Below are 22,364 nucleotides of genomic sequence, written 5' to 3' on the forward strand. Positions count from 1 at the left end.
CGGTGGGTCAGCCAGCATTAATGTTGACTGACACTCCCTCTTCGCGAGCAAGCCCGCTCCCACATTGGTTTTGTGTAGAGATTGATTGATGTATTCACTCGAAGACTTATTACACCTGATGAACCGGCTGCGCGACCCGCAATTCGGTTGCCCGTGGGACATCAAGCAAACCTATGCCACCATTGTTCCGCACACGCTTGAGGAAGCCTACGAAGTTGCCGACGCCATCGAGCGCGGCGACTTCGATCACTTGCAGGGTGAGCTGGGCGACTTGCTGTTCCAGGTGGTTTATTACAGTCAGTTGGCGCGCGAAGAAGGGCGTTTTGAATTTGCAGGCGTTGTCGACAGCATTACGCGCAAGCTGATCCGTCGCCATCCGCACGTGTTTCCGACTGGCGATTTGTACGCGCCACTGGATGTTCCGCGTATGAGTGAAGAGCAGGTCAAACAGCGTTGGGAAGAAATCAAGGCTGAGGAACGCGCCGAGAAATCTTCCGTGCCCGAGCAACTGTCGTTGCTCGACGATGTGCCTGCTGTGCTGCCGGCATTGTCGCGGTCTGCCAAGTTGCAGAAGCGCGCAGGGCAGGTCGGTTTCGATTGGCCAGATGCTTTGCCGGTGCTGGACAAGGTTCGCGAAGAACTGGATGAAGTACTCGAAGCGATGGCGGACAACGACCCGGCGGCGATTGCCGATGAAGTCGGCGACTTGCTGTTTTCCGTGGTCAATCTGGCGCGGCATCTGAAGGTCGATCCGGAAACCGCCTTGCGCGGTGCCAACAGCAAATTCGAAAGACGCTTCCGTTTTATCGAACAGGCATTGCGCGACACCCATCGTCCCATAGAAGATTGCACCCTCGAAGAGTTGGACGTCCTGTGGGGCGAGGCCAAACGTCAGGAAAAGAATTTGCCCAACTGCGGTTGAGCAGTTGCCTAAGTGAGAAATAAGCGCCATGAGCATTTCCCTTCGCGACCAGTTGCTCAAAGCAGGGCTGGTCAACCAAAAGCAGGCCAAACAGGTCGGCAAAGAGAAGCAGAAACAGCAACGTCTGGTCCATAAAGGCCAGATCGAACAGGACGACACGCAGCAGCGCCTCGCGCAGGAGGCGTTGGCCGAGAAGGTCAAGCGAGACCAGGAGCTGAACCGTCAGCAGCAGGAGAAGGCTGAAGCGAAGGCCCGTGCCGCGCAGATCAAGCAATTGATCGAAGTCTCGCGTTTGCCAAAGCTGACCACCGAGGATTACTACAACTTCGTTGACGACAAGAAGGTCAAGCGTATCTCGGTCAACACGCTGATGCGCAACAAGCTCAGTAGCGGCTCGCTGGCGATTGTTCATCATGGCGGGGGTTACGAGGTCATCCCGCGTGAAGCGGCCCTGAAGATTCAGGAGCGCGACCCGAATCGGATCGTGCAGATGAATGTGCAAACCGAAGAAGTGAACGCTGAAGACGATCCGTACGCGGCCTATCAGATCCCTGACGATCTGATGTGGTAAGCCGTTAGCGGCAGCCAATACGACAAACCCCGCTCATGGCGGGGTTTGTCGTTTTCAATGCTGTAATTGCTCAGGCGGACTGCGCTTCGCGCTTTTGCTCCAGTACTTCAAGTTCAGACTTGTAGTTGTGTGCATCAGTCTCGGAGTGGAACATGCCGACCAGCATGTCTTGTTGATGCACATCCCAAATCCGGATACCGGCAGCTACGCCTTCATGGGACATATGTGAATCGTCGCGTTCAGTTACTTTTACAGTCATCTGCTAGCTCCAATCTCAGTTACCTGCACCAAGGCATGTGCAGGACTCTTTTATATATTTTGATAGCTTGCTAAGTAAACAGGTAAGTTCGGTAACGAATATTTGCGAATTCGGTAAAAATCCTGCAGCCCGCCAAATACGCGACATTTGGTCGCAGGGCCTTGAGTTTGATGACAAAAGTTTCATGTTCGTGTTGAACAAATAAACTGGGTTTTCGCCAAATCCCGTGAGAGCGAGACTGCTCGCGATGGCGTATTGGCCTTCAACATGTGTGCTGGCTCACAGTCCGTTATCGCGAACAGGCTCACCCCCGGGTTTTATTTTTAAGGCACAAAAAACGCCCCGAACCAGTCGGGGCGTTTTTTTGTGCAGCGAAGCGGCGGGGGTGTTACTTGCCCGACCAGCGCTTGAGTACCAGCGTGGCGTTAGTGCCGCCGAAACCGAAGCTGTTGCTCATCACCGTGTTGATGGTGGCATCTTCGCGAGTCTTGGTCAGGATCGGCATGTCTGCCACTTCCGGGTCCAGTTCGTCGATGTTGGCGGAACCCGCCATGAAGTTGCCTTCCATCATCAGCATGCAGTAGATCGCTTCGTGAACGCCGGCAGCGCCCAAGGAGTGACCCGACAGGCTCTTGGTGGAGCTGATGGCCGGAGCGTTGGTACCAAACACTTCACGCACACCTTTCATTTCCGCGACGTCGCCGACCGGAGTCGAGGTGCCGTGGGTGTTCAGGTAGTCGATTGGCGTATCAACGGTGGACATAGCCATTTGCATGCAGCGGATGGCGCCTTCGCCGCTTGGTGCGACCATGTCGTAACCATCGGAGGTCGCGCCGTAGCCAACGATTTCGGCATAGATTTTCGCGCCGCGAGCCAGAGCGTGTTCCAGCTCTTCGACCACCACCATGCCGCCACCACCAGCGATGACAAAACCGTCACGCTTGGCGTCGTAGGCACGGGAAGCTTTTTCCGGGGTTTCGTTGTACTGGCTGGACAGCGCGCCCATGGCGTCGAACAGGAACGATTGGCTCCAATGCTCTTCTTCACCGCCGCCGGCAAACACGATGTCCTGCTTGCCCATCTGGATCTGTTCCATGGCGGTACCGATGCAGTGAGCACTGGTGGCGCAGGCCGATGCGATGGAGTAGTTCAGGCCTTTGATCTTGAACGGTGTGGCCAGGCAAGCGGAAACGGTGCTGCTCATGGTCCGCGTTACACGGTATGGGCCAACGCGCTTCACGCCTTTTTCGCGCAGGATGTCCAGCGCTTCCATCTGGTTCAGCGTGGAAGCACCACCCGAACCTGCGATCAGGCCGGTACGCGGGTTGGAAACCTGCTCATCGGTGAGACCGGAGTCAGTGATGGCGTCTTTCATGGCCAGGTAGGCATAAGCTGCCGCGTGGCCCACGAAGCGATAGATCTTGCGGTCGATCAGCTCTTCGAGAGGAAGGTCAATGGAGCCGGAAACCTGGCTACGCAGACCCATTTCGGCATATTCCGGATTAAACCGGATGCCAGGGCGACTTGCACGCAGGTTAGCGGAGACGGTCTCTTTGTCATTGCCCAGGCACGAAACGATGCCCAGACCAGTGATAACGACGCGGCGCATGCGGATAACCCTTAGAAGTTGTCAGTGGAGGTGAAAACGCCGACCCGAAGGCCTTCGGCGGTGTAGATCTCTCGGCCGTCGACACTGACCGAGCCATCGGCAATGGCCAGGTTCAGCTTGCCTTTCAACACACGTTTGATCTGAATGTTATAGGTAACTTTCTTGGCAGTCGGTAGGACTTGTCCGAAGAATTTCACTTCGCCCGAACCCAGTGCACGACCGCGGCCCGGCAGACCTTGCCAGCCGAGGAAAAACCCGACCAATTGCCACATGGCATCGAGGCCCAGGCAGCCCGGCATCACCGGATCACCTTCAAAGTGACAGGCGAAAAACCACAGGTCCGGGGTGATATCCAGCTCGGCGACCAATTCACCTTTGCCGTACTTGCCACCTTCTTCGCTGATATGGGTGATGCGATCCACCATCAGCATGTTCGGGGCGGGCAGTTGCGCGTTACCTGGGCCGAATAGCTCACCGCGACTGCAGCGCAGCAGGTCTTCCCGAGTAAAGGCGTTTTGTTTGGTCATGCGAGCTCCTCAATAATCCCATGCGGCAGGGGGGGCAAATCTTCCCGGCCGATCGAAGCATTCATGCCTCGAGTCAGCAGCCTACTCATAGACTATTGCGTTGTGGTGAAAGTCACAGCACCAAGGACATGAATGTACACTTGTGCACTGAAATTATTATTCAAGCCCCTTTTCGGGCCTGTTCGGGTGCCTAAGACTGCCGCACTTTCGCCTTTCACGCCAGTCGCAGATGGTCGAAAGGCCTGTACTACTGCACCCAACGCAGCAGAATTTGCTGCAGATCGGCGCGTTTGAACGGCTTGGCCAGGTAATCGTTCATCCCCGCCGCGAGGCAGGCCTCCCGGTCACCCTGTAAGGCATTGGCAGTCAGCGCAATGATTGGCAAGTCGGCGCAACCGGGCAATTGTCGAATCTGCCGGGTGGCTTCATAGCCATCGATGATCGGCAAACGGCAATCCATTAATATCGCTTCGAAAATCAGACTTTCGGCGCTGCGCACTGCTTGCGCGCCGTCGACCGCGACGCTGACGGTAAAGCCCAAGCTGCGCAGCATGGCTTCGATCACCGTCTGGTTCACCGGGTTGTCTTCCACCAGCAACACGTTGCGTCCCTCGCCATCGCTGTTGCCGGCGGGTGCTTTGGGGGTGACCACGGGCAGTTTCTGCTTATACAGAGCCAGCGGGATTTCCAGCGTGAACACTGAACCCAGGCCTTCTTCGCTTTGTGCGCGCAGGGTGCCACCCATCCGCTCCGCCAGCGTGCGGGCAATCGGCAGGCCTAATCCAGTGCCACCGTAACGCCTTGAAATAGAACTGTCGGCCTGTTGGAAGGCATTGAACATCAACTCCAGGCTTTGCGCTGAAATCCCGATGCCGCTATCGCGAACGGTGCAGGTGAACCACAGCAGTTCGTGATCCAGCGACTGCCATTGCGGTTCGATGCTGACACGTCCTTGCTCAGTGAATTTCAGGGCGTTACCGATCAGGTTGACCAATATTTGCCTGATTCGCGTCGGATCGCCCTGGACCTGCAACGCGCGCATGTCTTCGGGGATCATCAATGCCAGGTCGAGGCCGCGTTGCGCAGCGTTGTGCTGGAACGACTGGGCGCAGGTGCCGATCAGGTCCGCGAGGTTGAACGGAATGTGTTCAAGCTCCAGTTCCGAACGCTCGATACGCGAAAAATCGAGAATGTCGTTGATGACCTTCAGCAAGTGTTCGGTGGATTCCGAGGCCAGTGCCGCGTATTCGACCTGCTCCTCGGTCATTGCCGTGGTTTCCAGCAATTGCAGCATGCCCAGCACGCCATTCATTGGCGTGCGCAATTCGTGGCTCATCATTGCCAGGAAATCCGACTTGGCGTTGTTGGCCTTTTCCGCTTCTTCGCGGGTCTGAATCAATTGCGCCATTGCCTGATGCTGTTCGCGGCTGGCCTGTTCCAGGCCACTGGCAAGATTGTTGATATGTTGCGAGAGCGCCCCGAGTTCGGTGTCGTCGACGATCGGCAGCGGTGTTTTGTAATCGCCTTCCTGAATCGCCTTGACCGCATTACCGATGTCGCGGATGGGTTTGGAAAACCCCACTGCCAGGCGCCGGGCCACCAGAAAGGTAAATAGCAGCGCGAACAACGCCAGGATCGCAGCCTTGAACAGGATTTCCTGTTGGCGTTGGCTGAAGGCGTCATTCGACAAACCGACGATCACGCGGCCCAGGTAATCTTCGCCAGCGCTCGTCTTGAGCAAGTGGCTGTCCTGGAAAAAATCATTGTTGAGCGCGATGCGTTGCAAACGCACCGGAGCCTGGAACACTTCGACTTGTTGCGAACGGCTATGGGTTTCAGAAGGTTGTTCGACGTAAACCAATATGCGGTTGGCGCTGTCCTGTACTTCCAGAAAACGTACGTTGGGGGTGGCGAGCGTGGCCTTGAGCAAGCTTTCAAGAACTTCGTTATTGCCCGAAATCACACCGTACTCGGTGGCAGGCGCCAGTTGATTGGCAATCAGCTGGCCGGTGTGATTGAGCTCTTGTCGCAGGTCCTGAATCCGTACGAAGGTAAAGAAACTGATCAACAGCAGCGTCAGCAGCAGGGCAGGACCGAGGCTGATGATTTGCGTGCGGGTGTTGATGTCCCAGCGACGACGGAAAGTCATGGGCGGCTTTCTCCTTCGGCCAACTGTCTTGCAATGGAAGCTTCATTCATCTGTTCAATCCCTAATGAACGGGCCACTTGCAGATTGCTGGATACTTTGAAGTGCTTCGGGTAGAGCGTGCGCGGCCAACCTGCCGGGGGCCGGTCGAGCAACTCGTCGAGTATCGCCAGCCAGTCGCTTTGATCGCTGTAGGTGCTGGCCAGGCTACCGGCCTTGACGAATGCCGCGTTAGGGCCGATCAGGGCAAGCTGTCGAGCATAACTGCTGAGCAACAGGTTTTTTGCGGTTTTAGGGTTGTACAGGTCCGGATCGTCCAGACCCAGTAGCACGTCACTGTTCTTGAGCAACGCCTGCAAGGGGCGGCTATCGCTGGTGTTGTCCCAGCGCCCGGCGACCACTTCGAGGTTCAGCGGCAGAGCGACCATTTGCAGCTCTTTCAACAGGAATTCGCTGTGGCCATCGTAAAGCACCCCAATTCGTCGGGCCTGCGGCAATATCAGGCGGATCAGGCGCAGTTGTCGGTCGAGCGGCGGGTCGCTCCAAAGCAAGCTCAGGCGTAAGGGGACTGTGGCGCCAAAGCGCTGGCGAGCTTGCAAGCGACTGATGCGCAATACCAGGGTTGGCGGGCCTTGGGTCTCTTGCAGGCGCCAGTCGAGGCTGGGTAGATCGAGCAAAATGAGGCGTGTGCCGGGCCGCAGCTTATCCGGCATCGGCAGGCTCGACAGCAGCTGAAACTGCACGCTGTCAGCGGGACGCATTGCGCGTAGCGCGCTGACGAATGACTGCACACCTGGACTGTCCTGCGCACTGGTCAGCAAAATGTCGGCAGCATTTGCCGGCAGGCTGAACAGCAAGCCGATGAGTGCCAGGTACAACCCGGCCAGCAGTTGGCCAAGGCTTGGCAGTGGGCGTGGCAGGCAACCCGGCATCTTAAAAGGTCAACTCCGCGCTGAAGTACAGAACCCGGCGCGAGTCGTAATTGTTGTCAACGAAAGTGGTGGGTTGATTGTCGAGGCGTTGCTGCAGGTTTCCCGCCAACTCAAGGGACGCTTTGCCCAAACCGATTTGCTTGGCAATGCGTGAGTCGAGTCGTTCAAAGCGGTAGCCGTTGAGAGCATCGTCGCCGTAGTAGAAGAGGCCGCTGTGCCAACCATGGCCCCAGTTTCGCAACCAACCGGCCGAACCACTGTTACGCGCGGTTTGCTTTTTATCCAGGGCATTGCTTGCGTCGGCATCGACGTAAGCGTAAGTCAGGCGCAAGCGATCTACGCGGCTGACCTTCCAGTCAAACTGGGTTTCTGCCCCCGAAAATCGCGACGTGTTCGAGTTGCTGGCGATGTACTGATTATTGCGCAGCGGTTCGCTGATCATTCCGGTAATTTCGTCATGGAACAGCTTTACGTCGACCGCCAGACCCCAGTCATTGAAGTAGCCGTTATAGCCGAGCTCGCGCGAGCGCATGTGTTCTTGCTCAAGATTGCCAGGCCCACGCGTTCTGACGAAATAGCGGGCACTGCGCTGGCCATAGGCGCTGGGCTGCAGCTTGGTCACGCGGTAATTCCAGTTGACGCTGTTTTCGAACAGGTCCGGCGAGCGGATTGCTTCCGAGTAGACGGCGCGCAGACCATGGCGCGGGTTGATCAGGTAGTTGACCGCGACCCTGGGTGTCAGTGAGCTGCCGGTCATTTGCGTGTTTTCGAACATCGCACCGCCCTGCAACAGCCAATGCTCGGTGGCGCGCCATTCGAGTTGGCCGAACGTGCGCCAAGTGGTGTCGTCGAGCGTGCCATTGAAGTAGGTCTCGGAGTCTGCCCGGTCGTAACGATAGTTCATGGCGCTGACCAGCCGCAGACTATCGGACAGGCTCATGGTGTCCTGCAGCTCTACGTCGTAGCGCGTCTCGCGGGTGCTTTGGTCGATATCGCCGCACACGGCTTGTCGCGCGCCGTTGTTCCATTGTTCCAGCACTTGATTGGCCAATGTGCGCTGCGTCGGGTCTCCCGGGGGAGCACCGGCGCCGCTATAACGGTCGATATTGCGCGCCAGGCGTTCGGTGTAGTTCGGATCAAGCTGCCAGAGGTTGCTCAGTTGCGGGCTGAAAGAAACTTCGGCATCGCACGCGCGCCACGTCTGCTGACGATCCCAGTGTTGGGCCGAGGCCTGGATGTAAAGGCTGTGCTCAGGATTGATGTCGAGGTTCCAGCGCACCGATCCCGCGTAGTTCCTGGCAGTGACATCGGAATCGTTGCCTGAGTAGGTGATCCCGGAAAACACCGGTTGGTAGGCGTACGGTCGCTGATTGGTGCCATCCTTGGCGTTTAACTGCCAATCGATGCTTTGCCGTTCATCCAGTGCCTGACTTACCGCGAGGTTAAATCGGTTAAGCCGACGACTGTCGCGGAAATCGGCGCCGTTGCGGTCGGAGTCGAATCCGTCGTCCTGCTGGCCGGACAACGACAAGCGCATATCGCCTCCGTCCCACCCTGTGCCCTGGCTTGCGTAAAAATCGTTGATGCCGCGCTGGCCCCGGGTGACTTTAAGTCGGGTGCCATGGCTGTCTGCCGGGTTGCGCGTGATGATATTGACCACCGCCATCAGCGCATTCGCGCCATAGCTGACGGTGTTCGGGCCGCGAAATACTTCGATGCGTTCGATGTCCTCCATGGCCACCGGAATGTCACTCCAGTTCACCGTAGCCAGGCCTGCGCGGTATACCGAGCGACCATCGATCAGCACTTGCATGCGCCGTGCCTGCATGGCGTTGGTGCCGTGGTAGTTAACCGTCGCCTGATTGCCGCTGATGTTGCCAACCATCATTCCCGGTACCAGCCGCAGCAACTCGCTGATGTCTCGCGTACCGCTGGCAGTGATCAGTTCGCGATCGATCACCGTCATGCTGCCCGGCACCGCAGCGGGTGATTGCTTCAGCCGTGTGGCGGTCAGTACCTGTGGTAGCGATTGGGTGTCCAGGAACAAGTCGTCGGCCAATAATGGCGAGCTGAAAGCCAGCGCCAGAAACAGCGGCGAACGAGACGACCGGAACCCAAAAGACACGACACATCCTTGATAGCGAGCAATTGGCGCGCATGTTAACCGAGCTGGGCAATTTTTCCATTGACGATGCCGGCATTTTCCAGGGTTTTGTGGGTCTTCTTTCTACAAGTGCCGGTAATTGTTGCCGGGGCTGGCCGCCACCGGGCCGCTCCGTATAATGCCGACATCGCCACTGGTATGGATTAACGGATTGCATATGACTGAACAGCGCCCGATTGCGGTCCTGGGAGGCGGAAGTTTTGGTACCGCCGTGGCTAATCTGTTGGCCGAGAACGGGCATCAGGTTCGGCAATGGATGCGTGACCCCGAACAAGCGGAAGCCATTCGCGTCAATCGCGAGAACCCGCGCTACCTCAAGGGCATCAAGATTCTGCCGGCCGTCGAAGCAGTGACAGACCTGCAAGCCACGCTGGATGCCTGTGACCTGTGCTTCGTCGCGCTGCCGTCGAGTGCGTTGCGCTCGGTGCTGGTGCCGCAGGCCGAACGCTTGAGCGGCAAGTTACTCGTCAGCCTGACCAAAGGTATTGAAGCCCACACGTTCAAATTGATGAGCGAAATTCTCGAGGAGATTGCCCCGCAAGCGCGAATTGGCGTGCTGTCGGGGCCGAATCTGGCCCGTGAAATCGCCGAGCACGCGCTGACGGCCACGGTGGTCGCCAGCGAAGATGAAGAACTGTGTGAGCGCGTTCAGGCCGCGCTGCATGGCCGCACCTTTCGCGTGTACGCCAGTGCAGATCGCTACGGCGTTGAACTGGGCGGTGCGCTTAAAAACGTCTACGCGATCATCGCCGGCATGGCGGTGGCGCTCGGCATGGGTGAAAACACCAAGAGCATGCTGATCACCCGGGCACTGGCGGAAATGACGCGCTTCGCGGTGAATCAGGGCGCTAATCCGATGACGTTCCTCGGTCTGGCGGGTGTGGGTGATTTGATCGTTACGTGTTCGTCGGCCAAAAGTCGCAACTATCAGGTCGGGTTCGCCTTGGGCCAGGGGTTGAGCCTGGACGATGCGGTCACGCGGTTGGGGGAAGTTGCCGAAGGGGTGAACACGCTGAAGGTACTCAAGGCCAAAGCTGCGGAGGCGGGCGTCTACATGCCGCTGGTCGCCGGGTTGCACGCGATTCTGTTCGAAGGGCGCACGCTGAACCAGGTCATCGAGTTGTTGATGCGCGGCGAGCCGAAAACCGACGTCGATTTTATTTCCACCAGTGGTTTCAACTAGGCATCAGGAGGGCTAGACATGAACGATCCGAAAACAGAAGCCAGGTACGAATCCATCCTGCTGCGTGTGTTGTGGATGATTATTTACTTGCTGGTTTGGCAAGTGGCCCAATTCATCCTCGGTGCGGTGGTACTGGTGCAGCTGATCTACCGATTGATCTACGGTGCGCCGAGCGCCAGCCTGATGAACTTTGGCGACAGCCTGAGCCAGTTTCTGGCGCAGATCGGCCGGTTTGGCACCTTTCATAGCGACCAGAAACCCTGGCCGTTCGCGGACTGGCCAACGCCGCGTACTCCAGAAGGTGAGGCACCGCACGTCGTGGCAGCGGCGCCGCATCCGGTCCGCGATGAGGAGCCCAAGCTATGAAACTCTGGGTGTTGCGTCACGGTGAAGCCGAACCCTACGGTTCGAAGCCTGATTCTGAGCGGGCGTTGACTGCTCATGGCCGGGAGGAAGCGCTACGCAGCGCCGCCGAGTTGATCGGCCAGCCGATCAGCGCAATCTATGCCAGCCCTTACTTGCGGGCGCAGCAGACAGCGCAACTGGTGCGTGAGGCCCTGGGCTTCGAGCCGGACATTCGCACGGTCGAGTGGCTAACGCCCGACAATCGCCCGCAAGCGGTGGCGGAACAATTGGTGTCCGTGGATTACGCGCTGTTGGTGAGCCACAACCCGTTGGTGGGCAATCTATTGGGCTATCTGCAACACGGTCATGTGCAGCAGCCCGAAGCCGTGAAAACTGCGGGCCTTGCAGAGCTTGAAGGGGATTTGCCACTGGCCGGTGCCATGAAACTCAACGGCATCAAGCACCCTTGATCCTGTTGTAAAAGGGCTGTGCGCCGAACCTGTTTTTTTGTGTGAAATAGTCAACCAAGCACTTGCTTGGTTGACTACGCTTGCTCCAGAACAAAAATACAGGAGCGAGTCGCATGTCTGCCGCCTTCCGTTTGCCGCTGGACGTTTTCTACGAGCGTGAAGCCCGGCATCCACGCCAACGCTTTTTGGTTCAGCCGGTGGGTGGCGGTCAGGTCGAAACGCTGACCTGGGCCGATGTCGGTCATCAGGCTCGCTGCGCCGCTCACTGGTTGCGAGCGCGGGAACTGCCGCAAGGCAGCCACATCGCGCTTATTTCGAAAAACTGCGCGCACTGGATCATCGCCGACCTGGCGATCTGGATGGCCGGGCATGTGTCGGTGCCGTTGTACCCAAACCTTACGGCCGACACCGTCGCCCAAGTACTCGAACACTCGGAAGCGGCACTGGCGTTTATCGGCAAGCTCGATGACTGGCCGGGCATGTCACGCGGTGTGCGGCCTGACCTGCCGACCATCAGCCTGCCGCTGCACCCCTCCGGCAGCTTCGATTTCAGTTGGGATGATTTGCAAGCAAGCTCGCCCATCCAGGATGACCCCAAGCCGTCCGCCGACCAGTTGGCAACCATCATTTACACCTCCGGCACCACGGGCATGCCCAAAGGCGTGATGCACAGTTTCGGCAACCTTGGGTTTGCGGCATCCCGTGGCACTCAGTTGTTTGGTTTGAATGAGTCGGATCGGTTGCTGAGTTATTTGCCGTTGTGCCATGTGGCCGAGCGCATGTTTGTCGAGTTGGCTTCTATCTACACCGGGCAAACGGTGTTTTTCGCCGAGAGCCTCGACACCTTTATCACCGATTTACAGCGCGCTCGGCCGACAGCGCTGTTTGGCGTGCCGCGTATCTGGACCAAATTCCAGATGGGCGTGTACAGCAAAATTCCGCAAGAGCGCCTCGATTTTCTGCTTGGGCTTCCGTTCATCGGCAAGCGTGTAGGCCGTAAAGTGCTTGCGGGGCTGGGGCTGGATGCATTGCGTATTGCCTTGTCCGGCGCTGCTCCAGTGCCGCAGACGTTGTTGCTGTGGTACCGCAAGTTGGGGCTGGATGTGCTGGAGGTTTACGGCATGACAGAAAGCTGCGGTTACTCGCACATTTGCCTGCCAGGCCAGAATAAGCCGGGTTGGATCGGCACGCCGTGTCCTGAAGTTGAAGTGCGTTTTGAACCGTCCGGCGAGGTGCTGGTGCGCAGCGGCGCGACCATGCTCGGTTATTTCAAAGAGCCTGAAAAAACCGCCGAAACCCTGACCGATGACGGTTTTTTGCGCACAGGGGACAAAGGTGAACAAGACGCCGAAGGCAACCTGCGCCTGACCGGCCGGCTAAAAGAGATTTTCAAAACCAGCAAAGGCAAATACGTGGCCCCGGCCCCGATCGAGAATCGTCTGGCGGTGCATTCGCGTATCGAGCAAGTGTGTGTGGTCGGGGACGGGCTGAGCGCGCCGTTGGGCCTGTGTGTGTTGTCTGCAGTCGGGCAGCAGGACGCAAGCGGGACGGCCAGGGCAGGCTTGCATTCAAGCCTGGAAAAACTGCTGGAAGACGTCAACGCCGCGCTGGATAAACATGAGCGTTTGCGGCGTCTGGTGGTGGTCAAGGACAGTTGGGCGGTGGAGAACGGCTTCCTCACACCGACGTTGAAAATCAAGCGTAACGTGATTGAAGCGGCTTACGGCGCCCGGTTTGAAGAATGGAGCGAGCGCAGTGAAGCGGTGCTGTGGCAGGATTGAATCAGGCATAAAACCAACAAAGGACATCGGCGATGAGTTTGTGGCGCACCACACCCAACATTGAGCAGCTCAATGCAATCCAGAAAAACACTATTGGCGAAGTGCTGGATATTCGCTTTGAAACCTTCGATGAAGAGTCCCTGACGGCGAGCATGGTCATCGACCACCGCACGCATCAGCCGTACGGTTTGCTACACGGCGGTGCCTCGGTGGTACTGGCCGAAAGCGTAGGCTCGATGGCCAGTTATCTGTGCATCGACGCCAGTAAATTCTATTGCGTGGGGCTTGAGATCAACGCCAACCATTTACGCGGTTTGCGCAGCGGGCGAGTGACGGCGGTGGCCAAGGCGATTCACATCGGCCGCACCACGCATGTCTGGGACATTCGTTTGAGCAGCGATGAAGGCAAGGCCAGTTGTGTATCGCGATTGACCATGGCGGTGGTGCCGTTGGGTGAAAACCCTCCTGCGCGTTGATCCCGTTGATAGCGAGTACCACTATTGCTGGTAGTTATGGTCATTGTTGTTGAACGTCATGTTACGGACAATCAACGCCTGTTCTCGCTCATGGATTCGTCGGTTATGTCGCAGCAAATATTTTTCGCCCACGCCAACGGTTTTCCTTCGGGGACTTACGGCAAGTTGTTCGCGGCGTTAGCGCCTGAGTATCAGGTCGCCCATTTGCAGCAACACGCCCATGACCCGCGATTTCCGGCAGACGATAACTGGCACAACCTGGTTGACGAGCTGATTCATCACCTTGAGCAGCAGCCAGAACCGGTGTGGGGCGTCGGCCATTCCTTGGGCGGCGTGCTGCACTTGCATGCAGCGCTACGGTGCCCAGAGCTTTATCGCGGCGTGGTCATGCTTGATTCGCCAGTGCTGACACGGGCTGATCAATGGGTCATCCGTGCTGCCAAACGTTTCGGTTTTATTGATCGACTGACCCCGGCAGGCCGCACTCTGGGTCGTCGTGAAGAGTTCACTGACCTGGACGCCGCGCGGTTGTATTTCGCTGGCAAAACGCTGTTTCGTGGTTTTGATCCGGAATGTTTCGACGCCTACCTTCAGCATGGTTTGCACAAGGTCGGCGACACGTTGCGGCTGCGTTTTGATCCCGCAACCGAAATCAGCATTTATCGTGGCGTCCCGCACACCAGCCCAGGCCGCGCTCGGCAATTGAAAGTGCCGCTGGCCGTGGTTCGCGGGCACAAGAGTCGCGTTGTCATGCCCCATCACACCCGTTCGGTAGGGCGCATGCCGTTGGGCGAGTCGCTGAGTATGCCGGGCGGGCACATGTTTCCGCTGGAACGCCCACACGATACTGCCGCGCTGCTCAAAGCACTGTTCAGCCGCTGGGAAGGTCGTCGCCAACAGGATTGTGCATGAGCAACGTCGTCGAAGAAGTCCGCCTGAGTCTGCCGCACATTGAACTGGCCGCGCATTTGTTCGGCCCGGAAAACGGTTTGCCGGTGATTGCCTTGCACGGCTGGCTGGACAACGCCAACAGCTTTGCCAGGCTGGCGCCGAAGCTCAAGGGCTTGCGCGTCATTGCACTGGACATGGCCGGTCACGGTCATTCGGGGCATCGTCCGCCCGGCGCCGGTTACGCGATGTGGGACTATGCCCACGATGTACTGCAAGTCGCCGAGCAACTGGGTTTGAAGCGCTTTGCACTGATGGGGCATTCGATGGGGGCGATCGCGTCAGTGATCATTGCCGGGGCGATGCCTGAGCGTGTCACCCACCTGGCGTTGATCGACGGCATCATTCCTCCTACAGACAAAGCAGAAAATGCTGCCGAACGGATGGGCATGGCCCTGCAGGCGCAACTGGATCTGCGGGAGAAGCGCAAACCGGTCTACAGCACACTCGACCGCGCTATCGAGGCGCGCATGAAAGGCCTGGTGGCGGTCAGTCGCGAGGCCGCCGAGTTGTTGGCCCAGCGCGGTTTGATGCCGGTGCCGGGCGGTTATACCTGGCGCACCGACAATCGACTCACACTGCCATCGCCGGTGCGTCTTACAACCGAGCAGGCAATGTCCTTCGTTCAGCGTGTCAGTTGCCCTGCCACATTGGTGGTCGCAGCCAACGGCATGCTGGCTAAACACTCAGAGTTGCTGGAGCGTCTACCCTTTAGCCATGAACAGCTGCCAGGAGGCCATCATTTGCACTTGAATGACGAGGCCGGCGCCGATCTTGTCGCAGACTGTTTCAATCGGTTCTTCGCCGCTCCTTGACTTGCGCCGGTCAACTGTCGAGGCTGGGCGGGTTGAAATGGGAGACAACCATGATAGATCTCTACACCGCTGCGACCCCGAATGGCCACCAGGTCTCTATCGTGCTCGAGAAATCCGGTCTGCCTTTTACAGGGCACGCGCAGGGTTTCGACAAAAAGGAACAGGAGTCTGCTGACTTCTCCAAAGGTGCCCAGGCCATGTCCATCCGATGAGTCTTCCCATGCGATCACTCAGCTTCATGGCGCTGTGCTGCTTCAGTCCTCTGATATTCGCCGCCGATGTACCGGGCAGTCAGGACTTGACGATCCTGCCGCGTATGACCGACGCACAAATCGTCGATTATCGTCCCTCAACCGAACTCGAGCGAATCTATCCGATGGGTTCGATCCGCAAGATAAGCGGCCAGTTACGCTTCGATGGCCAGGTCAGCGCCCGTGGGCAAACCACCGCTGTAACCTACGAACTGCCTGCCGAACATTCCTCCAATGACGCCTTCACGGCGGCTCGCGAAGCCTTGCAGGCGCAGGGCGCCGAACTGCTGTTCTGGTGCCAGGCCCGTGATTGCGGCGAGAGTAGCCTGTGGGCCAATGAAGTGTTCGGTAATGCCAAGTTGTATGGCGCCGACGATCAGCAGGCATACTTGCTGCTGCGCCTGGCGGCACCTCACGACGACACCCTGTTAGCGCTCTACAGCATTACTCGCGGCAATCGCAAAGCCTACCTGCACGTCGAGCAGTTCGAGGCTGCTGCGCCGCTGGGCGACCTCCAACCGACCTCCGCCACACTGCTGCGCCAACTCAAAAGCACCGGGAAACTCGACTTTCCCAAGTTGCTCGCTGATCCGGATGACACCTGGCTGCGACTGATTTCTCGTGGTCTTAACCTGGACACCACGTTGCGCATCAGTCTTACCGGTACCAAAGCCGAGGCTTGGCGCCAGGCCCTGATCGCTCAGGGCGTGCGCGCGGCGCGGATGGAAACCGGCAGTGTCGAAGGCACAGGCCTGCACATCGAACTATTGCGATAAGCTTCACCTGGTGAACGCGCCTGGCGCGTTCGCCTACTCTTTTGCGAACACACTTTTTCGAGACATTACATGCTCAATAACGATCGGCTGTTGGTGCAGATCCTGCTCCTGGTGCTGTTTGGCGCGAGCTTCTGGGTGATGGCGCCGTTCTGGTCGGCATTGTTCTGGGGGGCGGTGCTGGCGTTTGCCAGTTGGCCGCTGATGCGTTTGCTGACCCGCTGGCTGAACGGTCGTGAATCGCTAGCGGCGGCATTACTCACTTTAGGCTGGATGTTGCTGGTGGCGGTGCCGCTGGTGTGGCTGGGCTTCAACCTGGCGGATCATGTGCGAGATGCGACCGTGCTGATCAAGGACATTCAGGTCGATGGCCTGCCGGAAGCGCCGTCCTGGTTGGGCGGTATTCCCTTGGTCGGCGAACGCCTGGTCGGTGTGTGGAACAGCATCGACGAGCAGGGCGCGGCGATGATGCTGGCGGTCAAACCTTATCTGGGGCAAGTCGGTAACTGGTTGCTGGCGCGCAGTGCGCAGATTGGCGGCGGTATTCTCGAACTGACCTTGAGTATCGTGTTCGTGTTCTTTTTCTACCGTGACGGGCCGCGGCTGGCCGCGTTTGTCCATAGCTTGCTGGAGCGACTGATCGGCGACCGTGCCGGGTATTACATCGAGCTCGTGGCCGGTACCGTGCAGCGCGTGGTCAATGGCGTGATCGGTACAGCGGCCGCTCAAGCGGTGCTGGCACTGATCGGCTTTTTGATTGCCGGCGTGCCCGGTGCATTGGTACTCGGGATTGTGACCTTCCTGTTAAGCCTGATCCCCATGGGGCCGCCGTTGGTGTGGATTCCGGCAACGGCGTGGCTGGCGTGGAAAGGTGAGTACGGGATGGCAGTGTTCCTCGGTATCTGGGGCACGTTCATTATCAGCGGTGTCGACAACGTGCTTAAACCTTACCTGATCAGTCGCGGCGGCAATTTACCGTTGGTGATTGTGTTGTTGGGGGTGTTTGGCGGGTTGATTGCGTTCGGTTTTATCGGCTTGTTCATCGGCCCGACGTTGCTCGCCGTTGCGTATAGCTTGTTGACCGACTGGAGCAAAAGCCAGGCGCGGGTTGAAGATCGCCGTCCATAAAGCGATCTACCAGGCGAAAACCCTCATCGTCGGAATGCCGCCCACAGCAGGCATTCCGACGAGGCTTTTTACTCAGGTCGCCACATTCAAGTACTTGCCCACGGTCGCCACTTTGTCGAGCGAATATTGCTTGCTCAGGTTGGCGATCATCTTGTTCAGCGCTTCACTCACGTTCGACTGATCTGTCGAGTTGTCACTGTTGTTCTCGCGTCCTGCCTGCAACGCGGCTTTCAGTTCACTGCTGCTAACACCGCCGCTGTTGTCACTGTCCAGCACTTTGAGCAATGCCGCGCTGGTGTCGGTGCTGGTCGATGAGGTGCTATCACTGGCCTGCAACGCGCTGCTTAATTCGGTGGCGGTGACCGTACCGTCGCCATCGGCATCGAGTTGGCTGAACAATTGGTCACTGGACGCCTGTTGTGGCGGCGCAGGCGGTGGAGCAAGGCTGGCGGCAAGTTCGTCTTTGCTGACGGTGCCGTCCTGGTTCTTGTCCAGTGCCGAGAAAAGCTCTTTGCTATCGGCACTGCTTCCGGCGCTGGTCAGCCCGGTGCTGAGTTCGTCACTGCTGATGGCGCCGTCGCCGTCAGTGTCGAGGGCGCTGATCAACGCATCAGCAAGCTCGGTGTCGGGGGCGTGATCCCCTTGTGGCGGCGGCGGTGGTGCCATCGCTGCCATTTCCTCGCTGCTCAAGCTGCCGCTGTCATCGCTGTCCAGGTCGGCAAAGTTTTTGCTCAGGCTGACCAACAAGCCGTCGTCGGATTTCTCGGACAAGGCGCTTTTGAGTTCGTCCTGATCCACTGCGCCATCACCGTTGGTGTCGAGTTTGGCGAGTAGTTCTTTTTGAAATTGCTGGCTACGGGCGTTGCTGGTGGCGGTGCTGCTGGTGCTGCTGGTATAGCTCGTGTAGTTGCTGACGCTACCGATCATTGGGCTCACTCCCTGGAATGGAAAACCGGTGGGCGCACCGGCTTATGCAGGTTCAAGGGGTAGTTTGTCGTGGGTATATGAGGTTTGTACCGGTTGGTACACACAGCTCAATTCAGCTGCGCGGCAAGCGAATGACGGCGGTCAGGCCGCCACCGAGGGTTTCTTCCAGGCTCAGTTGTCCGCCCAGACGCTCTGCGGCCTCGCGGGCGATGGTCATGCCCAGGCCCACGCCGCCGGAGTTGCGATTGCGCGATCCTTCCAGGCGAAAGAATGGCTCGAACACGGCTTCACGTTTATCTGGCGCAATGCCAGGACCATGGTCGATGACCCGGATTATCAACTGTTCACGATGGTCTTCGAGGGTAATGAGCGCCTGGCCGGCATACCTCAACGCATTGTCCAACAGGTTGTTCAGGCTTGAGCGCAGAGCCATCGGTTGTACCTGCAGCGGTGCGCAATGACCGCTGACCTGAACATCGGCGCCCTGGTCCTGGGCGTTTTCGCACATCGATTCCACGAGCGCCTGCACGTCCATCCATTGCCGGGCTTCGCTGGTACGTTGTTCGTGCAAATAGGTGAGGGTGGCGTCGAGCATGCTGATCATGTCGTCCAGGTCCTGGCGCATCTGACCCTGCAACTTGTCGTCTTCAATCTGTTCCAGGCGCAATTTGAGCCGCGACAGCGGCGTGCGCAAGTCGTGTGACACGGCCCCCAGCATCCGCGATCGTTGATGCACTTGCTCGATAATCCGCTTCTGCATCAGGTTGAAGGTATAGGCGGCTTGCCGGGCTTCTCGCGGGCCGGACTCTTCCAAAGGCGTGCTGTCGAGATTTTCGCTGAGGCGCTCGGCAGCATCGCTCAGGCGCTGGATCGGCCGGCTCAGCAATTTTGCGCCGTACCAGGCGGCAATGATCAATGAAACAAGCTGAAACGTGAGTGGCACCAAGGGGCCGCCAAACCATGGGCGCGGGGGCCGCTTTTCGAAGCGCGGGTCCATCGACGGATGCTGTCCGTTCACGCCTTGGGAGAACTCCTGCGGTGGCGGCGGAGGTGGCGGACCGTAATGATGGAACCAGGCAAACGCCAACAGGTGCGCCAGGATAATCGCGATCAGCAATACGCCAAACAGGCGGCCGAACAGCGTATCGAAGCGCGCACGCATCAGCCGATGTCTCGAGCGTCGAACAGGTAACCCTCACCGCGAACGGTTTTGATCAACTGTGGCGCTTTCGGGTCGTCCCCGAGTTTCTGGCGCAGACGTGACACCAGCAAATCGATGCTGCGATCAAACGCTTCGATCGAACGACCGCGAGCAGCGTCCAGCAATTGTTCGCGGCTAAGTACCCGGCGCGGCCGTTCAATGAACACCCACAGCAAGCGGAACTCGGCATTCGACAACGGCACTACGAGACCGTCGGCGGCGATCAATTGTCGCAGCACGCTGTTCAAGCGCCAGTTATCGAAGCGAATGTTGGCGCGCTGTTCGGTGCGATCATCGCGCACTCGGCGCAGGATGGTTTGAATCCGCGCGACCAGTTCTCGCGGTTCGAACGGCTTGGCCATGTAGTCGTCAGCACCCAGTTCCAGACCGATGATCCGGTCGGTGGGCTCGCACCGCGCCGTGAGCATCAGGATCGGGATGTCTGATTCCGCGCGCAGCCAGCGGCACAGCGACAGACCGTCCTCGCCGGGCAGCATCAGGTCCAGCACCACCACGTCGTAATGCTCCGCTTGCAGTGCCTGGCGCATGGCGGCGCCATCGGTGACGCCGCTGGCGTGAATATTGAACCGGGCCAGGTAATCGATCATCAGTTCACGGATTGGGACGTCGTCGTCGACAATCAGTGCGCGGATGCTCCAGCGTTTATCGTCGCCAGGCGCTTTTTGATCGTCGTTCACAGGTGCTGTGGTGTTGTGCATGCGTGCGTTCATCTGCCTGGGAGGCTGCCGACCACAAAGATAGGCCGCGGGTTTGTGGCTTCAGCATAGGCGTCCGGCCCGAAGGCGGGAAGTGCTGTAAGGACGTGTTGCGGCTGCCGAGGGTAGAGCGGAAGGATGTAGTGAGCGTGTCCTGAGTGTATCCGGCTCGACACAATTGGCTGACGGGCTAGTCTTGCTTGAGCCGCGGCGACGAATTACCGATCATCGGGTCCCGCAGCGCTGCTGGTTCCGCTACAATGCGCGCCGATTTCGTCCTGCCTGAGAGCCCGCACATGTCCGTCTGCCAGACTCCTATCATCGTCGCCCTGGATTACCCCACCCGTGACGCCGCACTGAAGCTGGCCGACCAGTTGGACCCCAAACTGTGCCGGGTCAAAGTCGGCAAGGAACTGTTTACCAGTTGCGCCTCGGAAATCGTTGGCACTCTGCGCGACAAGGGTTTCGAAGTGTTCCTGGACCTCAAGTTCCACGACATTCCGAACACCACCGCCATGGCGGTAAAAGCGGCAGCCGAAATGGGCGTGTGGATGGTCAACGTGCACTGCTCGGGTGGTTTGCGCATGATGGCAGCGTGCCGTGAAGTCCTGGATCAGCGCACCGGCCCACAGCCGCTGTTGATCGGTGTGACCGTGCTGACCAGCATGGAGCGTGAAGACCTGGCCGCCATCGGCCTGGACATCGAGCCGCAGGAGCAGGTGTTGCGGCTGGCGGCACTGGCGGAAAAAGCCGGGATGGACGGTTTGGTGTGCTCGGCACTCGAGGCCCAGGCCTTGAAGTCGGCTCACCCGTCGCTGCAATTGGTGACCCCGGGAATTCGTCCTGCCGGCAGCGCCCAAGATGATCAGCGCCGCATTCTAACGCCACGCCAAGCGCTGGATGCAGGCTCCGATTATCTGGTAATCGGCCGTCCGATCAGCCAAGCACCCGACCCGGCCCAAGCATTGGCCGCCGTCGTCGCCGAGATCGCTTAAACGCGGTAAAACCTGTGGGAGCGAGCCCGCTCCCACAGCGGTTTGAGGTGAGTTAAACCTTCAAAACCAGCTTGCCGAAATTTTCCCCGCTGAACAATTTCATCAGCGTCTCCGGGAATGTTTCCAGCCCTTCAACAATATCTTCCTTGCTCTTGAGCTGCCCTTTGGCCATCCATCCAGCCATTTCCTGCCCGGCGGCAGCGAATCGATCGGCATAGTCCATCACTACAAAACCTTCCATCCGTGCCCGATTCACCAGCAACGACAAATAATTTGCCGGGCCTTTGATCGCTTCTTTGTTGTTGTACTGGCTGATGGCCCCGCAGATCACCACGCGTGCTTTTAGCCGCAGGCGGCTTAATACCGCGTCGAGAATATCGCCGCCGACGTTATCGAAATACACGTCGACACCTTTAGGGCATTCGCGCTTCAGCCCCTCATGGACGTCTTCGTTCTTGTAATCGATGGCTCCGTCAAAGCCCAGTTCATCGATCAGGAACTTGCACTTGTCTGCACCGCCCGCGATACCTATCACGCGGCAGCCTTTGATTTTGGCAATTTGCCCGGCAATGCTGCCCACCGCGCCTGCTGCACCTGATAGCACGACGGTTTCACCTGCTTTCGGTACGCCGACGTCGAGCAACGCGAAGTAGGCCGTCATCCCGGTCATGCCCAGAGCAGATAGGTAAACCGGCAATGGCGCCAGTTTTGGATCAACCTTGTAGAAGTTTTGTGGCGCACCGACAAAGTAATCCTGCACGCCGACTGCGCCGTTTACGTAGTCGCCGACAGCGAAGCCCGGATTGTTTGAAGCAATTACTTTGCCTACACCCAGCGCTCGCATTACTTCACCGAGAGCGACTGGCGGAATGTAGGACTTGCCCTCGTTCATCCAGCCACGCATGGCGGGATCCAGGGACAAGTATTCGTTTTTGACCACTATCTGACCCGAGGCCGGTTCGCCGACCGGTATTTCCTGGTACGTGAAAGTCTCGCGGGTTGCCGCACCCACCGGACGTTTGGCGAGCAGGAACTGGCGATTGGTCTGGGTAGTCATGACAGGCACTCAAGATGAATGAAGCCTTGTTGATAGCCTCTCGGAGCCCATGTCGCAAGTTTGGCTGATACGGCGAATGCACTTCGATCCAGTGCAGTGATAATCAGTGTGGTCGCGCCATCACTGCAACTCATGGGTGCCCAACGGGATTTTTTATAGTGCTGACGT

23 protein-coding genes are annotated in these 22,364 nt (G+C 58.4%); 13 read left to right on the plus strand and 10 right to left on the minus strand.

Going from position 1 to position 22,364, the window contains the following annotated elements; translation table 11 throughout:
* Positions 1-88 precede the first annotated feature (88 nt).
* Both mazG and ACQR3R_RS28655 read left to right on the plus strand, forming a co-directional pair.
* Positions 89-922: a nucleoside triphosphate pyrophosphohydrolase gene (mazG, locus tag ACQR3R_RS28650; protein ID WP_428277764.1), complete on the plus strand. Its 834-nt coding sequence runs from the start codon at positions 89-91 to the stop codon at positions 920-922.
* Between the two features lie 28 nt (positions 923-950).
* The gene (locus tag ACQR3R_RS28655; RefSeq protein WP_428277766.1) at positions 951-1,493 is read left to right on the plus strand and encodes a DUF2058 family protein; all 543 of its coding nucleotides are present in this window, start codon (positions 951-953) and stop codon (positions 1,491-1,493) included.
* A 70-nt stretch (positions 1,494-1,563) separates the two neighbouring features.
* Here the strand turns inward: ACQR3R_RS28655 and ACQR3R_RS28660 are convergent, their stop codons facing one another.
* The 6 genes from ACQR3R_RS28660 to ACQR3R_RS28685 all read right to left on the minus strand — a co-directional run bounded on the left by ACQR3R_RS28660 (position 1,564) and on the right by ACQR3R_RS28685 (position 9,091).
* The gene (locus tag ACQR3R_RS28660; RefSeq protein ID WP_428277768.1) at positions 1,564-1,752 is read right to left on the minus strand and encodes a hypothetical protein; all 189 of its coding nucleotides are present in this window, start codon (positions 1,750-1,752) and stop codon (positions 1,564-1,566) included.
* 388 nt (positions 1,753-2,140) lie between these two features.
* Entirely contained in the window at positions 2,141-3,361 is a 1,221-nt protein-coding gene (gene fabB / locus ACQR3R_RS28665; protein WP_428277770.1) for a beta-ketoacyl-ACP synthase I, read from the minus strand.
* Positions 3,362-3,372: 11 nt separating this feature from the next.
* Positions 3,373-3,888: a 3-hydroxyacyl-[acyl-carrier-protein] dehydratase FabA gene (gene fabA / locus ACQR3R_RS28670; protein WP_010211704.1), complete on the minus strand. Its 516-nt coding sequence runs from the start codon at positions 3,886-3,888 to the stop codon at positions 3,373-3,375.
* Between the two features lie 247 nt (positions 3,889-4,135).
* The gene (locus ACQR3R_RS28675; protein ID WP_428277774.1) at positions 4,136-6,037 is read right to left on the minus strand and encodes an ATP-binding protein; all 1,902 of its coding nucleotides are present in this window, start codon (positions 6,035-6,037) and stop codon (positions 4,136-4,138) included.
* Positions 6,034-6,966, minus strand: coding sequence for an ABC transporter substrate-binding protein (locus tag ACQR3R_RS28680; RefSeq protein WP_428277776.1), 933 nt, complete (start codon positions 6,964-6,966; stop codon positions 6,034-6,036). The genes ACQR3R_RS28675 and ACQR3R_RS28680 overlap by 4 nt, the downstream gene beginning before the upstream one ends.
* A gap of 1 nt (position 6,967) precedes the next feature.
* The gene (locus ACQR3R_RS28685) at positions 6,968-9,091 is read right to left on the minus strand and encodes a TonB-dependent receptor domain-containing protein (protein WP_428277778.1); all 2,124 of its coding nucleotides are present in this window, start codon (positions 9,089-9,091) and stop codon (positions 6,968-6,970) included.
* A gap of 196 nt (positions 9,092-9,287) precedes the next feature.
* Here ACQR3R_RS28685 and ACQR3R_RS28690 point away from each other — a divergent pair, with 196 nt between their 5' ends.
* The 10 genes from ACQR3R_RS28690 to ACQR3R_RS28735 all read left to right on the plus strand — a co-directional run bounded on the left by ACQR3R_RS28690 (position 9,288) and on the right by ACQR3R_RS28735 (position 17,300).
* Positions 9,288-10,313: an NAD(P)H-dependent glycerol-3-phosphate dehydrogenase gene (locus tag ACQR3R_RS28690; RefSeq protein WP_428277780.1), complete on the plus strand. Its 1,026-nt coding sequence runs from the start codon at positions 9,288-9,290 to the stop codon at positions 10,311-10,313.
* Between the two features lie 18 nt (positions 10,314-10,331).
* Entirely contained in the window at positions 10,332-10,679 is a 348-nt protein-coding gene (locus ACQR3R_RS28695; protein WP_428277782.1) for a DUF4389 domain-containing protein, read from the plus strand.
* Complete coding sequence (gene sixA / locus ACQR3R_RS28700; RefSeq protein ID WP_428277784.1) at positions 10,676-11,128, plus strand: phosphohistidine phosphatase SixA; 453 nt, start codon at positions 10,676-10,678, stop codon at positions 11,126-11,128. The genes ACQR3R_RS28695 and sixA overlap by 4 nt, the downstream gene beginning before the upstream one ends.
* A gap of 113 nt (positions 11,129-11,241) precedes the next feature.
* A complete protein-coding gene (locus ACQR3R_RS28705; protein WP_428277786.1) occupies positions 11,242-12,909 on the plus strand; it encodes an AMP-binding protein in 1,668 nt (555 codons plus the stop codon).
* A gap of 32 nt (positions 12,910-12,941) precedes the next feature.
* Entirely contained in the window at positions 12,942-13,385 is a 444-nt protein-coding gene (locus ACQR3R_RS28710; RefSeq protein ID WP_428277788.1) for a hotdog fold thioesterase, read from the plus strand.
* 105 nt (positions 13,386-13,490) lie between these two features.
* Entirely contained in the window at positions 13,491-14,297 is an 807-nt protein-coding gene (locus ACQR3R_RS28715) for an alpha/beta fold hydrolase (RefSeq protein WP_428277790.1), read from the plus strand.
* Positions 14,294-15,148 (plus strand): alpha/beta fold hydrolase, encoded by an 855-nt coding sequence (locus tag ACQR3R_RS28720; protein WP_428277792.1) that lies wholly within the window; start codon positions 14,294-14,296, stop codon positions 15,146-15,148. Before ACQR3R_RS28715 ends, ACQR3R_RS28720 begins: the two co-directional genes overlap by 4 nt.
* A 50-nt stretch (positions 15,149-15,198) precedes the next feature.
* Entirely contained in the window at positions 15,199-15,360 is a 162-nt protein-coding gene (locus ACQR3R_RS28725) for a hypothetical protein (protein ID WP_428277794.1), read from the plus strand.
* A gap of 8 nt (positions 15,361-15,368) precedes the next feature.
* On the plus strand, positions 15,369-16,175 hold the full coding sequence (locus tag ACQR3R_RS28730) for a DUF4892 domain-containing protein (protein ID WP_428277796.1): 807 nt from the start codon (positions 15,369-15,371) through the stop codon (positions 16,173-16,175).
* Between the two features lie 69 nt (positions 16,176-16,244).
* Positions 16,245-17,300 (plus strand): AI-2E family transporter, encoded by a 1,056-nt coding sequence (locus ACQR3R_RS28735; RefSeq protein WP_428277798.1) that lies wholly within the window; start codon positions 16,245-16,247, stop codon positions 17,298-17,300.
* A gap of 72 nt (positions 17,301-17,372) precedes the next feature.
* Here ACQR3R_RS28735 and xopAW read toward each other — a convergent pair whose 3' ends face one another.
* The 3 genes from xopAW to ACQR3R_RS28750 form a co-directional block, all read right to left on the minus strand.
* Positions 17,373-18,227 carry a XopAW family type III secretion system calcium-binding effector gene (gene xopAW, locus ACQR3R_RS28740; protein ID WP_428277800.1) on the minus strand — a complete coding sequence of 285 codons (855 nt, stop codon included), beginning with the start codon at positions 18,225-18,227 and terminating at the stop codon, positions 17,373-17,375.
* Positions 18,228-18,339: 112 nt separating this feature from the next.
* Positions 18,340-19,389 carry an ATP-binding protein gene (locus ACQR3R_RS28745; protein ID WP_428277802.1) on the minus strand — a complete coding sequence of 350 codons (1,050 nt, stop codon included), beginning with the start codon at positions 19,387-19,389 and terminating at the stop codon, positions 18,340-18,342.
* On the minus strand, positions 19,389-20,147 hold the full coding sequence (locus tag ACQR3R_RS28750) for a response regulator (protein ID WP_428277804.1): 759 nt from the start codon (positions 20,145-20,147) through the stop codon (positions 19,389-19,391). Before ACQR3R_RS28750 ends, ACQR3R_RS28745 begins: the two co-directional genes overlap by 1 nt.
* Positions 20,148-20,440: 293 nt before the next feature.
* Here ACQR3R_RS28750 and pyrF point away from each other — a divergent pair, with 293 nt between their 5' ends.
* On the plus strand, positions 20,441-21,139 hold the full coding sequence (gene pyrF / locus ACQR3R_RS28755) for an orotidine-5'-phosphate decarboxylase (protein WP_428277806.1): 699 nt from the start codon (positions 20,441-20,443) through the stop codon (positions 21,137-21,139).
* Positions 21,140-21,191: 52 nt separating this feature from the next.
* Here the strand turns inward: pyrF and ACQR3R_RS28760 are convergent, their stop codons facing one another.
* Positions 21,192-22,196 carry a zinc-binding dehydrogenase gene (locus ACQR3R_RS28760; protein ID WP_428277808.1) on the minus strand — a complete coding sequence of 335 codons (1,005 nt, stop codon included), beginning with the start codon at positions 22,194-22,196 and terminating at the stop codon, positions 21,192-21,194.
* Positions 22,197-22,364 lie beyond the last annotated feature (168 nt).

It is taken from the genome of Gordonia sp. IEGM753 (assembly GCF_050321825.1).
GTDB lineage: Bacteria > Pseudomonadota > Gammaproteobacteria > Pseudomonadales > Pseudomonadaceae > Aquipseudomonas.